Source organism: Pseudomonas entomophila L48 (assembly GCF_000026105.1).
Classification (GTDB): Bacteria; Pseudomonadota; Gammaproteobacteria; order Pseudomonadales; family Pseudomonadaceae; genus Aquipseudomonas; species Aquipseudomonas entomophila.
Genome location: NC_008027.1, coordinates 599,828 through 615,303, shown reverse-complemented (window position 1 = coordinate 615,303; position 15,476 = coordinate 599,828). Strand labels below are relative to the sequence as shown.

The 15,476-nt window shown below is 67.1% G+C and carries 18 protein-coding genes; 6 read left to right on the top strand and 12 right to left on the bottom strand.

All coding sequences use genetic code 11. The features are described from left to right. Positions 1-224: 224 nt before the first annotated feature. The 4 genes from PSEEN_RS02820 (at position 225) to PSEEN_RS02805 (ending at position 5,442) form a co-directional block, all read left to right on the top strand. Complete coding sequence (locus PSEEN_RS02820; RefSeq protein WP_011531978.1) at positions 225-467, top strand: exodeoxyribonuclease VII small subunit; 243 nt, start codon at positions 225-227, stop codon at positions 465-467. Continuing rightward, positions 464-1,351 (top strand): (2E,6E)-farnesyl diphosphate synthase, encoded by an 888-nt coding sequence (ispA, locus tag PSEEN_RS02815; RefSeq protein ID WP_011531977.1) that lies wholly within the window; start codon positions 464-466, stop codon positions 1,349-1,351. Before PSEEN_RS02820 ends, ispA begins: the two co-directional genes overlap by 4 nt. Before the next feature lie 238 nt (positions 1,352-1,589). Then, the gene (dxs, locus tag PSEEN_RS02810) at positions 1,590-3,485 is read left to right on the top strand and encodes a 1-deoxy-D-xylulose-5-phosphate synthase (protein ID WP_011531976.1); all 1,896 of its coding nucleotides are present in this window, start codon (positions 1,590-1,592) and stop codon (positions 3,483-3,485) included. Positions 3,486-3,564: 79 nt separating this feature from the next. Beyond that, positions 3,565-5,442 carry a TonB-dependent receptor domain-containing protein gene (locus tag PSEEN_RS02805; RefSeq protein WP_011531975.1) on the top strand — a complete coding sequence of 626 codons (1,878 nt, stop codon included), beginning with the start codon at positions 3,565-3,567 and terminating at the stop codon, positions 5,440-5,442. On the opposite strand, the gene PSEEN_RS02800 is transcribed toward PSEEN_RS02805, so the two are convergent. The 12 genes from PSEEN_RS02800 to nrdR all read right to left on the bottom strand — a co-directional run bounded on the left by PSEEN_RS02800 (position 5,420) and on the right by nrdR (position 14,245). Next, positions 5,420-6,232, bottom strand: coding sequence for a cobalamin-binding protein (locus PSEEN_RS02800; protein ID WP_011531974.1), 813 nt, complete (start codon positions 6,230-6,232; stop codon positions 5,420-5,422). The genes PSEEN_RS02805 and PSEEN_RS02800 overlap by 23 nt on opposite strands. Next, on the bottom strand, positions 6,232-6,651 hold the full coding sequence (locus PSEEN_RS02795) for a hypothetical protein (RefSeq protein WP_011531973.1): 420 nt from the start codon (positions 6,649-6,651) through the stop codon (positions 6,232-6,234). Before PSEEN_RS02795 ends, PSEEN_RS02800 begins: the two co-directional genes overlap by 1 nt. Then, positions 6,648-7,265 (bottom strand): GTP cyclohydrolase II, encoded by a 618-nt coding sequence (ribA, locus tag PSEEN_RS02790; RefSeq protein WP_011531972.1) that lies wholly within the window; start codon positions 7,263-7,265, stop codon positions 6,648-6,650. The genes PSEEN_RS02795 and ribA overlap by 4 nt, the downstream gene beginning before the upstream one ends. Positions 7,266-7,533: 268 nt before the next feature. After that, positions 7,534-8,277, bottom strand: a complete 744-nt coding sequence (locus PSEEN_RS02785) for a substrate-binding periplasmic protein (RefSeq protein ID WP_011531971.1) — start codon at positions 8,275-8,277, stop codon at positions 7,534-7,536. A 16-nt stretch (positions 8,278-8,293) separates the two neighbouring features. Further along, complete coding sequence (locus PSEEN_RS02780; protein WP_011531970.1) at positions 8,294-8,797, bottom strand: phosphatidylglycerophosphatase A family protein; 504 nt, start codon at positions 8,795-8,797, stop codon at positions 8,294-8,296. Further along, on the bottom strand, positions 8,794-9,750 hold the full coding sequence (gene thiL / locus PSEEN_RS02775; RefSeq protein ID WP_011531969.1) for a thiamine-phosphate kinase: 957 nt from the start codon (positions 9,748-9,750) through the stop codon (positions 8,794-8,796). The genes PSEEN_RS02780 and thiL overlap by 4 nt, the downstream gene beginning before the upstream one ends. Positions 9,751-9,768: 18 nt before the next feature. Next, positions 9,769-10,269 carry a transcription antitermination factor NusB gene (nusB, locus tag PSEEN_RS02770; protein ID WP_011531968.1) on the bottom strand — a complete coding sequence of 167 codons (501 nt, stop codon included), beginning with the start codon at positions 10,267-10,269 and terminating at the stop codon, positions 9,769-9,771. Next, positions 10,266-10,742 (bottom strand): 6,7-dimethyl-8-ribityllumazine synthase, encoded by a 477-nt coding sequence (gene ribH / locus PSEEN_RS02765; protein ID WP_003255395.1) that lies wholly within the window; start codon positions 10,740-10,742, stop codon positions 10,266-10,268. Before ribH ends, nusB begins: the two co-directional genes overlap by 4 nt. A 91-nt stretch (positions 10,743-10,833) precedes the next feature. Next, positions 10,834-11,925 carry a bifunctional 3,4-dihydroxy-2-butanone-4-phosphate synthase/GTP cyclohydrolase II gene (ribBA, locus tag PSEEN_RS02760; RefSeq protein ID WP_011531967.1) on the bottom strand — a complete coding sequence of 364 codons (1,092 nt, stop codon included), beginning with the start codon at positions 11,923-11,925 and terminating at the stop codon, positions 10,834-10,836. Positions 11,926-11,943: 18 nt separating this feature from the next. Beyond that, on the bottom strand, positions 11,944-12,609 hold the full coding sequence (locus PSEEN_RS02755; RefSeq protein ID WP_011531966.1) for a riboflavin synthase: 666 nt from the start codon (positions 12,607-12,609) through the stop codon (positions 11,944-11,946). A 41-nt stretch (positions 12,610-12,650) separates the two neighbouring features. Continuing rightward, on the bottom strand, positions 12,651-13,778 hold the full coding sequence (gene ribD / locus PSEEN_RS02750) for a bifunctional diaminohydroxyphosphoribosylaminopyrimidine deaminase/5-amino-6-(5-phosphoribosylamino)uracil reductase RibD (protein ID WP_011531965.1): 1,128 nt from the start codon (positions 13,776-13,778) through the stop codon (positions 12,651-12,653). Between the two features lie 2 nt (positions 13,779-13,780). After that, positions 13,781-14,245, bottom strand: coding sequence for a transcriptional regulator NrdR (nrdR, locus tag PSEEN_RS02745; protein ID WP_011531964.1), 465 nt, complete (start codon positions 14,243-14,245; stop codon positions 13,781-13,783). A gap of 105 nt (positions 14,246-14,350) precedes the next feature. Here nrdR and PSEEN_RS02740 point away from each other — a divergent pair, with 105 nt between their 5' ends. After that, a complete protein-coding gene (locus tag PSEEN_RS02740) occupies positions 14,351-14,803 on the top strand; it encodes a YbaY family lipoprotein (RefSeq protein ID WP_011531963.1) in 453 nt (150 codons plus the stop codon). A gap of 1 nt (position 14,804) precedes the next feature. Further along, positions 14,805-15,464, top strand: a complete 660-nt coding sequence (locus PSEEN_RS02735; RefSeq protein WP_011531962.1) for a class I SAM-dependent methyltransferase — start codon at positions 14,805-14,807, stop codon at positions 15,462-15,464. The last annotated feature ends 12 nt before the right edge of the window (positions 15,465-15,476 follow it).

The window sequence follows — 15,476 nt, the reverse complement described above, 5'->3', positions numbered from 1 at the left end:
CGTTACGTGACATCAAGGAGGGAGGGCCGCTGACCCGCAGGCCAGAGCGCGCGGATTATGGCAGAGGGCCTGCCCCCTCACAATGCGGCTATCGCACAGAATGCAAGAGGGTTCGCCGCAGGTAAGTGCAACAAAATGCGACGAACGAGAGGCCCGGGCAATTTGCTCCCCCTGCCCCGCTCTGCTAGTGTCGCGCCGTTCTGAATACCACCGAGACCGTCGCCATGGCCCGCAAAAAAGCCTCCATCGATTTCGAACAGTCCCTCGCCGACCTGCAAGCCCTGGTCGAGCGCCTGGAGAACGGCGAGCTGTCGCTGGAAGAGTCGCTGGCCGCCTTCGAGCAAGGCATCGCCCTGACCCGCGACTGCCAGGGCGCGTTGGCCCAGGCCGAACAGAAGGTGCAGATCCTGCTGGAGCGCGACGGCGAACTGGCCGCGCAGCCGTTCGACGCGGAGCCCGAGGCATGATCGCCCAGTACCAGCAAAGCGCCCAGGCGCGGGTGGATGCCGCCCTGGAACCGTTGTTCCAGGCCCCGTCGAAAGAACTCGAACGCCTTTACGCCGCCATGCGCTACAGCGTGATGAACGGTGGCAAGCGCGTGCGCCCGCTGCTGGCCTACGCCGCCTGCGAGGCGCTGGGCGCCCCGGCCGAGCAGGCCAACGGCGCCGCCTGCGCGGTGGAGCTGATCCACGCCTACTCGCTGGTTCACGACGACCTGCCGGCCATGGACGACGATGACCTGCGCCGCGGCCAACCCACCACCCACAAAGCCTTCGACGAAGCCTGCGCCATCCTCGCCGGCGACGGCCTGCAGAGCCTGGCTTTCAGCGCCCTGCTCGACCCGCGCCTGAGCCCGCAGGCCGACGGCATCCGCCTGCAGATGGTCCAGGCCCTGGCCAAGGCCGCCGGCCCTGCCGGCATGGTCGGCGGCCAGGCCATCGACCTGGGTTCGGTGGGCGTCAAGCTCGACCAGCAGGCCCTGGAATACATGCACCGGCACAAGACCGGCGCGCTGATCGAAGCCAGTGTGCGCCTTGGCGCCCTGGCCAGCGCCCGCGCCGAGCAGGCCCAGCTCGATGCCCTGCAGGTTTATGCCCAGGCCATCGGCCTGGCCTTCCAGGTACAGGACGACATCCTCGACGTGGAGAGCGACACCGCCACCCTGGGCAAGCGCCAGGGCGCCGACATCGCCCGCGACAAACCAACCTACCCGGCGCTGCTGGGGCTGGAAGCGGCCAAGGCCTACGCCCTGGAGCTGCGCGACCAGGCGCTGGCGGCGCTGCAAGGCTTTGGCGAGAATGCCGAGCCGCTGCGGGCCCTGGCCCGCTACATCGTCGAACGCCGCCATTAAGGCCTGACAACCTCCCCCTGTGGGAGCGGCCTTGTGTCGCGACAGGGCCGCAAAGCGGCCCCGCCGTTTTTGCGCCAACACTGAGATTCTAGGGCTGCTACGCAGCCCTTTCGCGACACAAGGTCGCTCCCACAGGATTGGTGTCGCACCTACGGCCCTCGCCACACCCGTCCGAATGGGCAGCTTTTCCCACAATGGGGTAAACTGCCGCGTCTTCACACCTATAACGACACGCCTGATGCCCACGACGTTTCAAGAGATCCCCCGCGAACGCCCGGTCACGCCGTTGCTGGACCGCGCCGACACGCCCGCCGGCCTGCGCCGCCTGGCCGAAGCCGACCTGGAGACCCTGGCCGACGAGCTGCGCCAGGACCTGCTCTATACCGTGGGGCAGACCGGTGGGCATTTCGGTGCGGGCCTGGGCGTCATCGAGCTGACGATCGCCCTGCACTACGTCTTCGACACCCCGGATGACCGGCTGGTGTGGGACGTCGGCCACCAGGCCTACCCGCATAAAATCCTGACAGGCCGCCGCGACCGCATGCTCAGCCTGCGCCAGAAGGACGGCATCGCCGCCTTCCCGCGGCGCAGCGAGAGCGAGTACGACACCTTCGGCGTCGGCCACTCCAGCACCTCGATCAGCGCCGCCCTGGGGATGGCCATCGCCGCCCGTCTGCAGAACGACCCGCGCAAGTCGATCGCGGTGATCGGCGACGGCGCGCTGACCGCCGGCATGGCCTTCGAGGCGCTGAACCATGCGCAGGAAGTGGATGCCAACATGCTGGTCATCCTCAACGACAACGACATGTCGATCTCGCGCAACGTCGGCGGCCTGTCGAACTACCTGGCCAAGATCCTCTCCAGCCGCACCTACGCGAGCATGCGCGAAGGCAGCAAGAAAGTGCTGTCGCGCCTGCCCGGCGCCTGGGAGATCGCCCGCCGCACCGAAGAGTACGCCAAGGGCATGCTGGTGCCCGGCACCCTGTTCGAAGAGCTGGGCTGGAACTACATCGGCCCGATCGACGGCCACGACCTGCCCACGCTGATCGCCACCCTGCGCAACATGCGTGATCTCAAGGGCCCGCAGTTCCTGCATGTGGTCACGAAAAAAGGCAAGGGCTTCGCCCCGGCCGAGGTCGACCCGATCGGCTACCACGCCATCACCAAGCTGGAGCCGGCCGACAAGCCGGTCGCGCCGAAAAAACCGAGCGGGCCGAAATACTCCGCCGTGTTCGGCCAATGGCTGTGTGACATGGCCGCCGCCGACAACCGCCTGGTGGGCATCACCCCGGCGATGAAGGAAGGCTCGGACCTGGTCGACTTCAGCGAACGCTACCCCGAGCGCTACTTCGACGTCGCCATCGCCGAGCAGCACGCGGTCACCTTTGCCGCGGGCATGGCCTGCGAGGGCGCCAAGCCGGTGGTGGCGATCTACTCCACCTTCCTGCAACGCGCCTATGACCAGCTGATCCACGACGTGGCGGTGCAGGACCTTGACGTGCTGTTCGCCATCGACCGCGCCGGCCTGGTCGGCGAGGACGGCCCGACCCATGCCGGCGCCTACGACCTGTCGTACCTGCGCTGCATCCCCGGCATGCTGGTGATGACCCCAAGCGACGAGAACGAGCTGCGCAAGATGCTCAGCACCGGCCACCACTACAAGGGCCCGGCCGCCGTGCGCTACCCGCGCGGCACCGGCCCGAATGCGCCGATCAGTGGCGACCTGGAGCCGCTGGAAATCGGCAAGGGCGTGGTCCGTCGCCAGGGCGGCAAGGTCGCCTTGCTGGTGTTCGGCGTGCAGCTGACCGAGGCCCTGCAAGTGGCCGAGCAGATCGATGCCACCGTGGTCGACATGCGTTTCGTCAAGCCGCTGGACGAGGCGCTGGTGCTGGAGATGGCCGCCGGCCACGAGCTGCTGGTGACCATCGAGGAGAACGCCATCATGGGCGGCGCAGGCGCTGCCGTGGGCGAGTTCCTGGCCCGCGAGGGCGTGGTCAAGCCGCTGCTGCACCTGGGCCTGCCGGATATCTATGTCGAGCATGCCAAGCCTGCGCAGATGCTGGCCGAGTGCGGGCTGGATGCGGCTGGGATCGAAGCCTCGGTCAAGGCCCGCATGGCCAAGCTCGGTCTCTAGGCCCCTTCGCCGGCAAGCCGGCTCCTACAGGCGATCTCCCGTAGGAGCCGGCTTGCCGGCGAACAACTTTACATCGCCCATGAAGATTCCAACCCTCACCACCCTGCTCTGCCTCCCCGCCGCCGCCCTGGCCGCCGAACCCTCCCGTGACGAAGCCCTCAAGCTTCCCGACGTGCTGATCAGCGCCAGCCGCCAGGTCGAGTCGCGCACCGCCACCAGCGCCGCCAACACGGTCTTCACCCGCAGCGACATCGACCGCCTGCAACCGTCCAGCGTCACCGACCTGCTCACCCGGGTGCCCGGCGTGCAGGTCGCGCCGACCGGTGGTCGCGGCAGCCTGCCGGGCATCTTCGTGCGCGGCACCAAGGCCGCCCAGACCCTGGTGCTGGTCGACGGTGTGCGCATCGCCAACGCCACGTCCGGCGACAGCGGCCTGCAATTCCTCGACATCGACCAGATCGAGCGGGTGGAAGTGCTGCGCGGCTCGCGTTCGGCGGTATACGGCAGCGATGCCATCGGCGGGGTGATCCAGATCTTCACCCGCCGTGGCGATGGCCAGGGTCTTCAACCTCGCCTGCGCCTGGCGGCCGGCAGCAACCAGACCTGGCAGCGCAGCCTCGGCCTGTCCGGGGGGAATGGCGCAACGCGCTTCAACCTCGGCGCCAGTCTCGACGAAACGGCCGGCATCGACTCGACCGGGCCCTCGTTCGCCAGCGATAACGACCATGACGCCTATCGCAATCGCGCCTTCAACCTCAGCCTGAGCCACACCTTCAATGAGCGTTTCGAGGCAGGCCTGAACCTGCTCGACAGTCACGGGCGCAGCGAGTACGACAACCCATTCGGCCGCTTCGACATGGCTAGCTTCCAGAGCGTCGGCCAGAAGCCCTACACCGATTTCGCGGTCAGTAGCCTGGGCACCTACCTCGATGCCCAGCTCACCGACGCCTGGCACTCGCGCCTGGAGCTGGGCCACAGCGAGAACCGCGACGACAAACGCGACAAACTCAGTGACGAACGCTTCGTGTTCAACACCTATCGCGACCAGGTGACCTGGCAGAACGATTTTGTCGTGGATGAGCGCAACAACCTGCTGGTGGGTGCCGACTGGTACCAGGATCGCGTCCATGCCAGCACCGACTTCACCGAGGACAGCCGCTTCAACCGCGCCGCGTTCATCCAGCATCGATTTGCCGGTGAACACTTCTCCACCGAGCTGGGCGTGCGTCACGACCAGAACCAGCAGTTCGGCGGCCAGACCACCTGGAGCGGCAGCCTCACGGTACCGGTCGATACCGACAACGATGTGCTGCTGTCCTACAGCGAAGGCTTCCGTGCACCGACGTTCAACGACCTGTACTACCCGCAGTACAGCAACCCGGACCTCGACCCCGAGCACTCGAAGAGCTACGAGCTGCAATGGCGCAGCCAACTTAGCAAAGAGAGCCGCCTGGAGGCCTCGCTGTACCGCACCGACCTGCGTGATGCGATCATCTTCGGCGCAGGCTCCATCCCCCGCAACGTGGCATCGGCCCGGATCAACGGCTTCGAACTGGGCCTTGAGCAGCAGTGGGGCGAATGGCGCAGCCAACTGGGCCTGGCCCTGATCGACCCACGCGACCGAGACACCGGGCACACCCTCGCCCGCCGTGCCCGACGCACCTTGAGCCTGGACCTGGATCGACAGTTCGAACGCTTCAGCGTGGGGGGCAGTTGGCAGGCGGTGAGCGGTAGTTACGATGACGAGGCCAATCGCAATGCGCTGGGCGGCTATGGCCTGCTTGGCTTGCGCGGAGGCTGGGCGGCAACTGACGAGGTTCGGCTGGAACTGAAGCTCGACAACCTGCTGGACAAGGCTTACAGCCGCGCCCTGTACAGCTTCGATGGCAGCCAGTACGGCTATCGCGAAGAAGGCCGCACCTGGCTGCTGAGCGTCACCTGGACGCCGGCGCTCTAGCCTCGAGCAATGCGCACAAGCGGGCGGTGGCCTCGATCATCTGCCCGCTGGGCCGCTCAAGCCCCTTGTCCGGCACCACCAGCAAGCGCTTACCTTTCACGGCGCTCAGTTGCGGCCAGTTGCGCCAACTGGCCAGCTGCGCCGGATCACCCGCCAGGATCACCTCAGGGTCACGCAGCAGCACCGACTCCACGCTGACTTGCGGCGCAGGCTGGGTCAGGTCGTCGAACACATTGCGCGCCCCGCAGACACGCAAGGCGTCACTGACCACCTGGCGCCCACCCAGGGTGTACAGCGGCTTGTCCCAGACCTGGTAGAACACCCGCAGGGGTACTTCACGCCGGTAATGCTCCCGCAGCCCATGCAGCCGCTCGCGCAAGCGGGCGGCATAGGCGCGGCCCTGCTCGTCACGCCCGAGGCGCTGGGCAATGGTTTCGATCTGTTCGATCAACTGGTCGAGGTCGCCGGGTTCGCCGCTGAACGTGGCGATGCCCAGGCGCCTGAGCTGATCACGCTGGGCAGGTGCCACGCTCCCGGGCCAGAGCAGCAGCAGGTCGGGCTTTAGGCTGAGCAGGCGCTCCATATCCAGCTGGCCATGACGACCGACGGAGGGAAGGCTGGCCAGCGCCTGTGGACGCTCGCCGCCATCGAGCACGCCGACCAGCAGGTCGCCGGCCTCAAGCTCCAGCACGATCTCGGTCATCGACGGCGCCAGGCTGACCACGCGTGGCGCAGCCTCGGCCAAAGTGCCGGAGCACAGCAGCGCAATACCGGCGAGCAGTGCCCGCATCAGCCCAACTGACGTGGAATGCGGTAGAGGTACAGGATCACCACGGTGGACAGCGCCAGCAAGATCTGCGGCACCGCCTCCAGCCCCACCAGCACCGACAACGCCGCGACCCAGGCCGGGAAGCAGGCGAACAGCATGGCCAGGCGCCGCACCCGGGCCAGCTCGATCCAGGCGCCGGGTTCTTCCGGCGTGCCCAGTTGCTTGTCGGTGGCGATCAATACCCGCTTGTAGGCGCCGAAACGCGGCAGGCTGAGAAACATGGTCGCGGCCCCGGCGATGAACAACGGCATGGCCAGCACCGGGATCAGCGGCTCGCCACCGCCGAACGCCCAGGCCATCACCGGCAACGGCACCAGGCCCACGGCCAGGTACTGCCACCAGGCCAGGGCCAGCCGGCGCTTCACCTCGTTGCGGGTCACGCCTGGGGCACCTCGCCCTGGTGCTTGTTGCCCATCATGTGGCCAAGCTTGTCGGCCTTGGTGGCCAGGTACAGGCGGTTGTGCGGGTTGTGGCCAGTGTGCAGCGGCACGCGCTCGGCGACCTTGATGCTCATGTCGGTCAGCGCCTTGACCTTGCGCGGGTTGTTGGTCATCAGGCGCAGCGATTTCACGCCCAGGTGCTCGAGCATCGGCAGGCACATGGCGTAGTCGCGCTGGTCGGCGGCAAAGCCCAGGCGCTCGTTGGCCTCGACGGTGTCGGCACCGCCGTCCTGCAGCTCATAGGCGCGGATCTTGTTCAACAGGCCGATGCCACGGCCCTCTTGGCGCAAGTACAGCAACACGCCACGGCCTTCACGGGCGATGGCCTGCAGCGCGGCTTCCAGTTGCGAGCCGCAGTCGCAACGCTGGCTGAACAGGGCATCGCCAGTCAGGCACTCGGAGTGCAGGCGCCCCAGCACCGGCTCACCATCGGCGATGTCACCCAGGCTGAGCACCACGTGCTCACGGCCAGTGGCTTCGTCGAGGAAGCCATGCATGGTGAAGATCGCAAAGGGGGTCGGGAGTTTGGAGGCGGCGACAAAGACGACGGGCACGTTGTGCTCCTGGAAAGTGGCAATTTCAGATCGGCCGATTGTATCAGCAGCCCGGCGCCGGTGCGCAGGCTGAATATCGCGGCTTAAGATCGAAAAGTTCGATGCTTATAGGGTCGGCACCAACCCTCGTACCGCTGCTTTCAGGGCTCAGCGCAACCTGTAGGAGCCGGCTTTGCCGGCGAACCAGGCAACGCGGTGAAGGGCACCGGCTACGCCGGTGTTCGCCGGCAAGCCGGCTCCTACAGGGTCGGCGTCCAATCTTGTGAAGTCAGTGAGGCTGGCTGTCGCTGGTGAACGGATACGGCTGCTTCCAGCGCTCGAAGATCGGTTTCAGCTCGCCACTGCGCACCAGCACCTCCATGCGCCGGTCGAACAGGTCACGCAAGGCCTTGCCCTGTTCGCTGTCGGCGAATGCCAGGTACAACGGCAACTCGGCTACATGAGTGAGCTTGAATTGCTTGGGGTCGGGCGCCTGGCCGAGCACGTAGTTCACTTCGGTCTCGGCATCGATGTAGAAATCCACCCGGTCATGCTCGAGCATCGGCAGGATGCCCTCGCGGCGTTGGATCTCGCGGAAATTCCTGGCATTGGGCAAATAGCTGCCGTAGTCGTAGCCCCGCACCCAGGCCAGGCGGAACTGGCCGATGTTGTCGAGGGTGGGCGCCGGCTTGCTGGCCAGGCCCAGGGCGTAGATGTGGTCCATGTCGAAGTGCCAGCGCGGGTAGAGGTTGTTGGGGTTTTCCTCCTTGTAGGAGCCCACCCAGGCATCCGCCTCGCCACGCTTGACCAAGCCCACCGCACGGCTGTACGGCGCGCTCTGCGGCTTGAGCTTGACGCCAGCCGGCTCGAACACCTTGCGCATCACGTCCCAGGCCAGCCCGGTGCCGTCCTTGTTGGTGTAGTCGAGCCATTCCTCGCTGACCAGGCGCACCTGCGTCGGCGCCTCCCGGGCCATGGCGCCGGAACCCGCGACAAGCAGCATCACTGCCAGCAATACAGTCCTGAACCCCATCACAACGCTCCCTGTTTCAGGCTACCGCCCACACCAGCACCTGCATGCCCAGCCAGGCGAACACGCCGGCCAGGATGTCGTCGAGCATGATCCCGAAGCCGCCATGCACATGGCGGTCGATCCAGCGGATCGGCCACGGCTTGAGGATGTCGAAGAAGCGGAACATCAGGAACCCCGCCAACAGCCACTGCCAGCCCTCCGGCACCAGCCACAGGGTGATCCACATACCGACGATCTCGTCCCAGACAATGCCTTCGTGGTCGTGGACGCGCAAGTCGTTGGCCACCTTGCCGCACAGCCACACGCCGAACAGCATGCTGATACCCAGCAGCAGCCAGTAGCCCCAGTCGGGCAGCATCTGCCACAGCGGGATGAACGGCAGCGCCACCAGCGAGCCCCAGGTACCGGGGGCCTTTGGCAAAGTGCCGGAGCCGAAGCCGAACGCGATGAAGTGCCACGGGTTGCGCCAGACCGAAGGCGGAACGAACTCCGCAGGCACCTGGTTGGGGTGGTCGGTCACGGTGTCTCCCTGAAATGTTGATAGCCCCGCTGCGCGGGGGTGATGTCCTGGCCCTGCGGGTCGCGCAGGGTCACGCCCTGGCCCTCCAGCACACGCCCGATGACGTGCACCTGGCCGGCCAGGGATGAAAGTGCGTATTCCGGCAAGGTGAACGCCAGCACGTAGTCGTCGCCACCGGTGAGCGCCGCCTGCAGTGCCGCCTCACGGCCGAGGAACGCCTGCAAAGGAGCAGACACGGGAACCTGCGCCAGGTTCACCTGCAGCGCCACGCCGGACGCCTTGGCGATGTGCCCGCAGTCGGCCAGCAGCCCGTCGGAGATGTCCAGTGCCGACGTGGCCAGGCCACGCAGGCGCTCGCCTAGCTGCAGTTGCGGTAGCGGCGACCAGTAGTGCGCCAGCAGCGGCGCAGCCACATCGGCTGGCGCCTCGCGCTCGCCCAGCACCAGCGGCAAGGCACCCGCCGCGTTCCCCAGAAAACCACCGACGCACAACAGCTCACCCGGCCGTGCGCCACTGCGCCGCAGCGCTTGCCCTGCCGGCACGCGGCCGAACACGGTCACGGTGATGCTCAACGGGCCACGGGTGGTATCGCCACCGATCAGCGCCATGCTGCAACGCTGGGCCATGCGGCCAAGGCCGTCGGTATAAGCCGCGAGCCAGTCGGGGCCGACTTCGGGCAGCGTGAGGGCGAGGGTGAAGCCGATGGGCGTGGCGCCCATGGCCGCCAGGTCGCTGGCCGCCACGGCAAGCGAGCGCTGGCCGAGCAGCAGGGGGTCGCAGAGTGCGGGGAAATGCACACCGGCCACCAGCGTGTCGGTGGAAACCGCCAGCTGCTCGCCGGCGGGAAGGTCCAGCAGGGCGCAGTCGTCGCCGATCCCCAGGGCCACGCCCTCGCCGCCCTGCGCACAGGGCGCGGCGGCGAAGTAGTGGCTGATCAGCTCGAACTCACCCATGGCTCGTCAGCGCCGCGATCAGCGCTTGTTCGCCCGGACTTCCGCTTCACGCAGACGCGGAGCCAGCTTGTCCAGCACGCCGTTGACGAACTTGTGCCCGTCGGTGGCGCCAAAGACTTTCGCCAGTTCCACACCCTCGTTGATCACCACGCGGTATGGCACGTCGGCGCGCATCATGAATTCCCAGGCCGACAGGCGCAGCACGGACAGCTCGACCGGGTCGAGTTCTTCCAGTGGCGTGTCCAGGCAGGGCTTCAGTGCCTCGTCGATCTCGACCTTCTTCGCCGGGACCCCGTGCAGGATCTCGCGGAAGTAGGCGCCGTCGACATCGGAGAAATCGTTATCGACCCGGAACTGCGCTTCCACTTCGTTCAGCGAGTGCTTGGCCATGTGCCACTGGTAGAGGGCTTGCGTGGCGAGCTTACGGGCTTCGCGACGCTTGGCGCTCTTCGAGGGCTTGCCGGCATCCGCAGGTTTTGGATCGCGCGGGTTGAAACGATCGCTTTCGTCGCTAATCACTTGGCCTCCAACTGCGCCAGCAGGCTGACCATTTCCAGGGCGGACAGGGCCGCTTCGGCACCTTTGTTGCCAGCCTTGGTGCCGGAACGCTCGATGGCTTGCTCGATGGAGTCGACGGTCAGTACGCCGAAGGCCACCGGAACACCGAACTCCATGGACACCTGGGCCAGGCCCTTGGTGCACTCGCCCGCCACGTATTCGAAGTGCGGGGTACCGCCACGGATCACTGCGCCCAGGGCGATGATCGCGTCGTAAGCGCCTTGCTGGGCGACTTTCTGTGCCACCAGCGGGATTTCGAACGCGCCCGGGGCACGGATGATGGTGATGTCGCTTTCGCTGACGCCATGGCGTACCAGGGCATCGACTGCGCCGCTAACCAGGCTTTCGACGACGAAGCTGTTGAAGCGGCCAACCACCAAAGCATAGCGACCTTTGGGGGCGATGAAGGTACCTTCGATGGTCTTCAGGGTCATTCCGGAGTTCTCATCTTCAAGAGCGAGGCCGCGCAGTGGCGGCCTCGGGAGGGTTTTGACTCGAGTCTAGGGGCGATCAGGCCGCCTCAAGTCACTCGGAGGGCACGTATTCTACAACTTCCAGATCGAATCCGGATATCGCATTGAACTTCATTGGCGAACTCATCAGGCGCATCTTGCGCACACCGAGATCGCGCAGGATCTGCGAACCGGCACCGACGGTGCTGTAAGTGGTCGGTGCCTTGGGCTGCGCATCGCCCGCGCTCTCGCGGATGTGCGCCAGCAGCACGTCGCCGTCCAGCGGGTGGCCCAGCAACAGCACCACGCCGCTGCCGGCCTCGGCCACGGCGGCCATGGCGGCGCGCAGGCTCCAGCGGCCCGGCTGCTTGACCATCAGCAGGTCGCGCAGCGGGTCCATGTTGTGCACGCGCACCAGCGTCGGTTCGTCGGCGCAGATCTTGCCCAGCGTCAGGGCCATGTGCACGTCGCCTTCCACCGCGTCACGGTAGGTGACCAGGTTGAACTGGCCCAGCTCGCTGTCCAGCGGCTGCTCGGAGACGCGCTGCACGGTGCGCTCGTGGATCATGCGGTAGTGGATCAGGTCGGCGATGGTACCGATCTTGAGGTTGTGCTCGGCGGCGAACACTTCCAGCTCGGCGCGGCGCGACATGGTGCCGTCGTCGTTCATCACTTCGCAGATCACGCCGCTGGGCTCGAAACCGGCCATGCGCGCCAGGTCGCAGGCGGCCTCGGTGTGGCCGGCGCGGGCCAGGGTGCCGCCCGGCTGGGCCATCAGCGGGAAGATGTGGCCGGGGCTGACGATGTCCTCGGCCTTGGCGTCCTTGGCGGCGGCGGCCTGCACGGTGCGGGCGCGGTCGGCGGCGGAGATGCCGGTGGTGACGCCTTCGGCGGCCTCGATCGACACGGTGAACTTGGTGCCGAAGCCGGAACCGTTGCGCGGCGCCATCAGCGGCAGCTTGAGCGTTTCGCAGCGCTCGCGGGTCATCGGCATGCAGATCAGGCCACGGGCGTGCTTGGCCATGAAGTTGATGTGCTCGGGCAGGCAGCACTCGGCCGCCATGATGATGTCGCCTTCGTTCTCGCGGTCTTCGTCATCCATGAGGATGACCATTTTGCCCTGGCGGATGTCTTCGACCAGTTCTTCGATGCTGTTGAGCGCCACGCGGCACCCCCTTCTCAATCAGGATTTCAAGAAGCCGTTGGCGGCCAGGAAGCTTTCGGTGATGCCACTGCCCTTGCTCGGTTCGGCAGCCTTGTCGCCCAGCAGCAGACGCTCCAGGTAACGGGCCAGCAGGTCGACCTCAAGGTTCACCCGACGCCCTGCGCGGTAGTCGGCCATGATGGTTTCGGACAGGGTGTGCGGGACGATGGTCAGCTCGAACTCGGCGCCATCGACTTCGTTGACCGTCAGGCTGGTGCCGTCGACGGTGATCGAGCCCTTGTGGGCGATGTACTTGGCCAGCTCTTTCGGGGCGCGCACGCGGAACTGGATGGCGCGGGCGTTATCGGCACGCGAGACGATCTCGCCGACACCGTCGACGTGGCCGCTGACCAGGTGGCCGCCCAGGCGGGTGGTGGGCGTCAGGGCCTTTTCCAGGTTGACCCGGCTGCCACTCTTGAGGTCGACCATGGCGGTGCGCTTCAGCGTTTCGACGCTGACGTCGGCCCAGAAGCCGTCGCCGGGCAGTTCGACGGCGGTCAGGCACACGCCGTTGACGGCGATGCTGTCGCCCAGCTTGACGTCGCCCAAGTCGAGCTTGCCGGTTTCCACGTAGACGCGCACGTCACCGCCCTTGGGGGTCATGCTGCGGATGGTGCCGATGGATTCGATGATGCCGGTGAACATGGTGTTCTCCTAGATACGGGCTGCGCGGGGCAGGCCAGGCATTATACGCCGGGGGCCGGCAAGAGGATGGCAGTGACTCGCCAGTCATCGCCGACCGCGCGCATTTCGGTGATTTTCAGCCGTGGCGCCTCGCTCATTTTCGACAAGGGCCAGTCCAGCAGCGGGCGGGCCTCGGAGCCGAGGAAGGTGCCGGCGACGAACAGCTGGAACTCGTCGACCAGGCCCTGGCGGGCGAAGGCGCCGACCAGGCCGGCACCGGCCTCCAGCAGGATCTCGTTGACGCCGCGTTCGGCCAGGCAACGCAACAGCGCGGGCAGGTCGACCTGGTCATCGTCGCCCGGCAGGTTGAGCAGTTCATGGCCGGCGGCGGCGTAGCGCGGGTCGTCGCCCGCGGCAGTGACCACCAGCGCCGGGCCGGCCTGGAAGAACGGCGCGTCCAGCGGCAGACGCAGGCGCCCGTCGACCAGCACCCGCAGCGGCGGGCGCGACAGGGCCAGGGTAGTGAGCGCGCTGTCCAGCCCGAGTTCTTCGCCACGCACGGTCATCCGGGCGTTGTCCTGCAACACGCTCTGGGCGCTGGTCAGCACCACGCTGGAGCGGGCGCGCAGGCGCTGCACAGCGGCGCGGGCGGCAGGGCCGGTGATCCACTGGCTCTCGCCGCTGGCCATGGCGGTGCGGCCGTCCAGGCTCATGGCCAACTTGGCGCGGACGAACGGCAGGCCATGCTCCATGCGCTTGAGAAAGCCGGGGTTCAGCGCCCGCGCCTCGGCTTCGAGCACGCCGCTGGCGACCTCGATGCCGGCCTCGCGCAGGCGCCGCAGGCCATTGCCGGCCACTTGCGGGTTGGGGTCCTGCATGGCCGCCACCACCCGTGCCACACCGGCCTTGACCAGCGCCTCGGCGCACGGCGGGGTGCGGCCATGGTGGCTGCACGGCTCTAAGGTGACATAGGCACAGGCGCCACGGGCAAGCTCGCCGGCCTGGCGCAGCGCATGCACCTCGGCGTGGGGCTCGCCGGCGCGCACATGCCAGCCTTCGCCGACCACCTCGCCATCGCGCACGATCACGCAACCGACGCGTGGGTTGGGGTGGGTCGTGTAGAGGCCCTTGCGGGCCAGTTCCACGGCCCGGGCCATGTAGTGGGCGTCGAGGATGGCTTGGCTGGACATGCTTACTCTTTAGCCGGCTCGCGGGCCAGGCGGTCGATTTCTTCGCGGAATTCGTCGAGGTCCTGGAAGCGCCGGTAGACCGAGGCGAAGCGGATGTAGGCGACTTCGTCGAGCTTGCGCAGCTCGGCCATCACCATTTCGCCCACCACCAGCGACTTCACCTCGCGCTCGCCGGTGGCGCGCAACCGGCTCTTGATATGCGCCAGCGCCGCTTCCAGGCGCTCGATGCTCACCGGGCGCTTCTCCAGCGCCCGCTGCATGCCGGCGCGCAGCTTGTCTTCGTCGAAGGGCTGGCGCGTGCCGTCCTGCTTGATCAGCCGGGGCAGGACCAGTTCGGCGGTCTCGAAGGTGGTGAAGCGCTCGCCGCAGGCGACGCACTCGCGGCGGCGGCGCACTTGCTCGCCCTCGGCGACAAGACGCGAGTCGATGACCTTGGTGTCGTTGGCACCGCAAAACGGACAGTGCATGGTGGCAGGCAACAAAAAAAGGGAGGGCCATGGTAGCGCATTGCACTGGCAAGACAAGCCAAAGGGTTTACCATCCATGCAAATCTGCCCGTGAAGGACTCCCCCATGCACCCTCGCGCACTCATCGTGCTGTGTTGCGCCGTTCTGCTCGCCGCCTGCGGCAGTGACCGGCCCAAGTCCGAGCAAGCCCCCGCGCCCGTGCCGGCCAAGGTGGCCAAGAAAGCCCAGCCGCTGGGCCCGCTGCCGGCCTACCAGCGCGAACTGAGCGGCACCCTGCTGGAAATCCCGGCCGGCGCCGACGTGGAGCTGGCCCTGCTGGTCATCGACGAACGTGGCCGCCCGCAGCAACTGCTCGCCAGCAGCACCCTGACCGGCACCGGCCAGGCCCTGCCCTATCATTTGCGTTTCAACCCCGAAGTGTTCCCCGCCGGTGGCCGGGTCGAACTGCGCGGCCGCGCCAGCCAATCGGGCCAGTTGATCCTGCACCTGCCGCCCGTGCGCATTGCCCAGGCCGAAACCCAGGCCACCGGCCCGCTGCGTTTCGAAAAGGCTCCGTAGGATGGCTCCGCAAGCCCTGCAACAGGCCCTGAGCGGCCTGATCGGCGAAGCGCGCCTGGTGGTCAGCGAACTGCCCGAGTGCGCCCTGAAACTCTGGCTGATCGACGACCAGAACATGGACCGCGCCTTCAGCAGCGAGGAAACCCGGCGCATCCTGGAAGAGCCGCCTTACTGGAGCTTCTGCTGGGCCAGCGGCCTGGCCATGGCCCGCTACCTGGCCGAACGCCCGGAGTGGGTGCGGGGCAAGCGCGTGCTGGACTTCGGCGCGGGCTCCGGCATCGCCGGCATCGCCGCCGCCCGGGCCGGCGCCCTGGAAGTGGTGGCCTGCGACCTCGACCCGCTGGCCCTCGACGCCTGCCGCGCCAACGCCGCGCTGAACCAGGTCGAGCTGGGCTACAGCAGCGACTTCTTCGCCGAGACCGACCGCTTCGACCTGATTCTGGTCGCCGACGTGCTCTACGACCGTGCCAACCTGCCGCTGCTGGACGCCTTCCTCAGCCGCGGCCGCCAGGCGTTGGTGGCCGACTCGCGGGTTCGTGACTTCAGCCACCCGCTCTACCGCCCAATAGGCGTGCTCGAGGCGCTGACCCTGCCGGACCTGGCCGAGCCGCACGAATTCCGCCGGGTCAGCCTGTACCATGCCAGCCGCGAGCCTTTATAGTGGGGCATCAAC